The sequence below is a fragment of the Saonia sp. genome (assembly GCF_056326165.1).
This window is the reverse complement of sequence record NZ_JBWFBN010000026.1, coordinates 1-5,589: the sequence shown is the minus strand read 5'-3', so window position 1 is coordinate 5,589 and position 5,589 is coordinate 1. Positions and strand designations below refer to the sequence as shown.

4 protein-coding genes are annotated in these 5,589 nt (G+C 35.2%); all 4 read left to right on the top strand.

From position 1 onward, the window contains the following. Positions 1-380 (top strand): gliding motility-associated C-terminal domain-containing protein (locus AC000W_RS15140; protein ID WP_474749497.1); only part of this gene is annotated, 380 nt, incomplete at its 5' end. 19 nt (positions 381-399) lie between these two features. Then, positions 400-1,350, top strand: coding sequence for a PorP/SprF family type IX secretion system membrane protein (locus AC000W_RS15135; protein ID WP_474749495.1), 951 nt, complete (start codon positions 400-402; stop codon positions 1,348-1,350). 11 nt (positions 1,351-1,361) lie between these two features. After that, positions 1,362-3,284, top strand: a complete 1,923-nt coding sequence (locus AC000W_RS15130) for an OmpA family protein (RefSeq protein WP_474749494.1) — start codon at positions 1,362-1,364, stop codon at positions 3,282-3,284. 259 nt (positions 3,285-3,543) lie between these two features. Then, on the top strand, positions 3,544-5,589 hold a 2,046-nt coding region (locus AC000W_RS15125; protein WP_474749492.1), incomplete at its 3' end, for a C-type lectin domain-containing protein.

Genomic DNA, 5,589 nt, shown 5'->3' with positions numbered 1-5,589 from the left:
CGACCAATGATGATAGTGACAACGATGGCACCCCGGACTATTTGGACCCAACGGATGATACTCCACCAACAGAAACTGTTGCAGTGGAAGTAAACCAAATGGTGACACCAAATAGTGATGGAAAAAATGATTTTCTATTTATTAAAGGAGTGGAGAATGCAAAGAATAACTCTTTAAAAATCTTTAATAGATGGGGGGTTTCGGTATATGATGGACTAAACTATAACAATATTAATAACGTTTTTGATGGAAGGTCAAAGGGTAGGTCTACGGTAAGCGCACAAGAAGTTCTTCCTTCCGGAATATATTTTTATATCTTTGAATATCAAAGTCCAGATGGTAGAATTGTAGATAGCAATTATCTGTATATAAGTAAATAACAATATTCAAAATTGTAAAATGATTAAAAAAACTATCTTACTCTTATTTTTATTGTTTGGTTTAGTAATACAGAATATCTCTGCGCAACAGGATGCTCAGTATACACAGTATATGTATAATACTATTACTGTAAATCCTGCTTATGCTGGGTCAAGAGGGCAATTAAGTGTTGCAGCTTTATATAGATCCCAATGGGTAGGACTAGCAGGAGCTCCAGAATCATTTACATTAAATCTTCATTCCCCAATAAGAAATAGTAGATTGGGTTATGGAATATCATTGGTAAATGATAATATAGGTGACGGGGTGGTTCAAGAAACTTATTTGGACGCTGTAATTTCCTATACCATTGATGTATCACAAGATGCAAAATTGTCTTTTGGTCTTAAGGCAGGAGGAAATATTTTGAATCTGGATTTTAACGGACTTAGAAATTTTGATTCCGAAGTTGTTGATGGAAATGACATAAGCAACAGTTTTAGTCCAAATTTTGGTTTTGGGACTTATTATCATTCGGATAGGTTTTATGCTGGTGTATCTGTACCAAATGTATTGGAAACGGAGTTTTTTGATAACTCGCAGAGAAATGCCAACTCAATTAACTTTTTGTCCAAAGAGAGAATTAATTTTTATTTTATAACTGGGTATGTTTTTGATTTAAATGGAGATTTAAAGTTTAAACCAGCCGTTTTATCCAAAGTAGTTGGTGGGGCTCCTCTTCAATTAGATTTTTCAGGCACTTTTTTGTTTAATGAAAAGTTCAGTTTTGGTGCAGCCTATAGGTGGGATGCAGCTGTTAGTGGCTTGGTAGGATTCCAGCTATCTGATCAATTAATGATTGGATTGGCATATGATAAGGAAACAACTGAATTGGGAGGAACTCAATTCAATGATGGCTCATTCGAGTTTTTCTTACGTTGGGAATTGGTAAAATCATTCCAAAGATTGGTATCACCACGTTTCTTTTAATATCATCATAAATGACAAAAAGAATACTATTTATAGCGATAATATTTGCCATAACTGGCAATTTGTTTTCCCAAGAAAGATTGCTTAATAAGGCTAATGATAAATACGAGGAGTATTCATTTAGCCCTGCTATTGATATTTATAAAAAAGTTCTGGACAAAGGATATACTTCCTCAGACCTATTAAAAAAACTTGGAAACTCCTATTATTTCAATGCGGATTATAAAGAGGCAGCGGATGTATATGAAAAGTTGGTTAATGAATATAGTGAAGATTTGGGTCCGGAATATTACTTTAGATATGCACAGACATTAAGGACATTGGGACAATATGAACGTTCCGATGCTTTAATGGCGGAATTCGCAAAAATTACCGCTAATCCGGATAAATCGGAAAGAAATTATATGGAAGAAATTGAGAAGAATTCTGGTAGATATACTGTGGAATCTTTTCAATATAATACTGTATACTCGGAATTTGCTCCATCCTTTTATAAGGAAGGTCTTATTTTTTCTTCAGATAGGGATACAGGTAATTTGGCCAGATATAGGCATACATGGAATTCAAAGGACTTTTTGGATTTGTATAAAATTAATTCAGATAGTGTTTCAAAAGATAATGTATCAAAACTCAGTGACGATATAAATACAAGGCTGCATGAATCCACTTCTATTGCAACTAAAGATGGTAATACTATATACTTTACAAGAAATAATATTAGTAAAGATGGGAAGTATATAAAAGATGAAAATGGATTTATAAGACTTAAGGTTTTTAGAGCTGTGATGGAGAATGGAGAATGGGCTTATATTGAGGATTTACCTTTCAATAGTGATTCTTACTCTGTTGCCCATCCATCGCTTAGCCCAGATGAAAGAACACTTTATTTTGCTTCTGATATGCCGGGAACATTAGGGGAATCAGATATTTTTAAAGTAGCAATTAATAAAGATGGAACGTTTGGAACACCAGAGAATTTGGGCGATAATATTAACACAACAGCTAGAGAAACTTTTCCATTTGTTACCACAAATGAAATTTTATACTTTTCATCTGATGGTCATTTAGGTTTGGGCGGCTTAGATGTTTTTGCTACTAAAATATTAAGAAATAAGTACCATGAACCCATATTGAATGTTGGTAGACCTGTTAACAGTAAAGAAGATGATTTTACATTTATTATAAATGAAGATAATAAAATAGGATATTTTGCATCTAACCGTGAAGAAGGTATGGGAGAAGATGATATCTATAAGTTTATTGAGAATGAACCCCTTTCTTTTGAATGCAATCAACAAGTAACAGGTACTGTAAGGGATAGAATATCTAACAATGTTCTTATTGGCGCAACAGTAATGGTTATTGATGAAAATAATGAAGTAATATCATCTACTCTTACAGATTCTTCTGGTGAATATTTCCTTACATTGGACTGTAATAAGGGTAATTTTGTAAGAGCTTCTATAGAGGGGTATGTTCCATCAGAGGAATATTTAAATCAATCTGATGGAAAAAATAGAATAATAGATTTCTATTTAGAGAGGGAAACTGTAACGGCTGGTTTTGGTGACGATTTAGCTAAATTGCTGCAATTGAGCACTATATATTTTGATTTGAACAAATTTGATATTCGCTCAGATGCTGAAATTGAAATACAGAAAGTAATTGCTGCAATGGAAAAGTATCCTAGCCTAAAAATAAAGGTAAACTCCCATACAGATAGTAGAGGTAATGATGCTTATAATTTATGGCTTTCACAAAAAAGAGCTCAATCTACAATGGAGTATATGGTCTCGAAAGGAATTGCCCGTGACCGACTGGATGATGAAGGATATGGAGAAACCAAATTGATAAATGAATGTGCTGATGGGGTGAGGTGCTCTAGTGAAAAACACCAGTTAAACCGTAGATCAGAATTCATTATTCTAGAGTAAAATACTTATAGTTTTATACAAAAAATCCGTTGCCTAAAGCAACGGATTTTTATTTTTTTGTGTGCTCTGAAAGCTTTATGTTTTATAAGGGCTTATCGGTAAAATACCTCTATTTTTTCATCTCTTTTTCTTCTTTTTTAATGTGTTAACACCTAAATAATTGATGTTCACTAGGATTATATCGTGCTACACAACAAATTTTAGGCACCTCCATACAACAACTATATTTTTATCTGATTATTAGTTTACAGTTAATTGTATGAACACCAATTTTGGATACAAAATTTTATTAGTTTTTATTTTATTGGCCTCGTTTGTATATGGACAAGAAACATATAGAGACGAGTTTAGTAGCGCATCATATTCAAATAATGATGGTACGTCTAATTTTGCAGCTGATTGGAATGAGGTAAATGATAATAACAATGTAGGATCAGGAAGAATACGTATAACAGGAGGGGATTTACGTTTTGAGGATATATCAAGAAATAACCATCAGATTAGTAGAACTGCTTTTTTAACTGGATCAACTAGTGCAACTTTGACATTTGACTGGCAAACATCTGGACTTGATGGGGGGTCAACGGGAGAGCAATTAAGTGTTCAAGCATCTTCAAATGGAAGTAGTTATACGACTATAGGCACTTTTACTGGAAGTGCAACAGGGAGTTTTAGTTTTGACATAACAGCATATATATCTGGGAGTACTACTATAAGATTTATTAATGTAGGTACTCAGTCTTGGGGAGATTGGGAAAGCGGAGAATTTGTATATATAGATAATTTTCAAATAGAGGTTACACTTCCTGCTCCAAACGACCCACCAGTACTTACTGCAACAGGGGACCAGGTTTTTTGTCCTGGGACTTCAATGCCAATTGTGGAAACCATAAGTATAACAGATGCTGATGATACTACAACTACAGCTGTTTATATTCAAATATCCTCTGGGTATGTAAATGGGGAAGATTTATTAACACTTACCGGAAGCCATCCCAATATTTCTGCTAGCTGGGACGCAGTTCAAGGAGAACTTTCTTTAACCGGCTCAGCAACTTATGTAGAATATGAAACAGCTATAGCTGCTGTAGAATATTCCAGCTCTGGCACTCCTACGGGTACTCGGCAATTTTCCATTACAGTAGGCGAAGCTAATTATTTGCCAGATACGGGTCATTATTATGAGTATGTGGCTGACTTGAGCATTACATGGACTGATGCAAATGCTGCCGCAAGTGCTAGGACTCATTTTGGTTTACAAGGGTATTTAGCAACGTTAACTTCACAGGTAGAGGCAGATTTTTCTGGCTCTCAAGCACAGGGAGTGGGTTGGATTGGAGGTAGTGATGCTGCCAGTGAAGGAGATTGGCGATGGGTTACAGGACCAGAAGCTGGCACTTCGTTTTGGAGTGGAACAGCTGGTGGAAGTGTTACTCCACCTTATAATTTTGCTTTTTGGAATAGCGGAGAACCAAATCAGGCTGGAAATGAAGATTATGCACATATTGTACATCCAAATGTTAACTCAAATGGATCATGGAATGATTTACCAAATACGACTGCAAGTTCTGGAGATTATCAGTCCCAAGGCTATGTTGTGGAATATGGAGGAATGCCAGGTGATCCAACATTATATATTACTGGTGTTACTACTATTACAATAGATAATGTTGGTCCAACATGGTTAACTGCTGCTGGTGCTTTGGATACTTTATACGAATGTATAGGAGAATTACCTTTACATGGAGCATGTGGGGCTATTAGCACTACTTTTTTTAATGAATTTCAAACTTCATGGGGGTTTGGGCTTCAAAACTCAACAGGCTCAGCAATAGATTACTGGGAGGTTTTAATCCCAAATGCCAATTATCAATTAGATGATACACAATTAAGTAACCAGTCTGCATTTACGTATGGAGAAATAGATAATGGAGATGGAACTTATGATTTAATTATTAGAGGTACATCAACAATACCTGCTTTTGGAGGAATTCCTGGAGGGAATATAGAGTGGTCAGGCGTTAATTTTGGTTTTGTGCCAACCTCAGATGGAATTACAGTCTTATGTGGTTCAATAGCTGAATTTACAGTACCAACTGCTACGGATGATTGCAGCACTCCAACTGTTACTCAAATAAGTGATGTTACTACACCTGGTAGTTGTGATAATTCTTTTACACGTGTAATATCGTATCAAGCTACTGATGATTTAGGAAATACTAGTTCTATTTTTACTACTACCATTACAATGAATGATACGACCGACCCCACGGCGAGTAACCCATTAGGCGTAACGGTAGAATGT

Bases quoted from the DNA above. Each gene is read 5' to 3' on its own strand.
- AC000W_RS15135 (WP_474749495.1), top strand. From the start codon at position 400: ATGATTAAAAAAACTATCTTACTCTTATTTTTATTGTTTGGTTTAGTA.
- AC000W_RS15130 (WP_474749494.1), top strand. From the start codon at position 1,362: ATGACAAAAAGAATACTATTTATAGCGATAATATTTGCCATAACTGGC.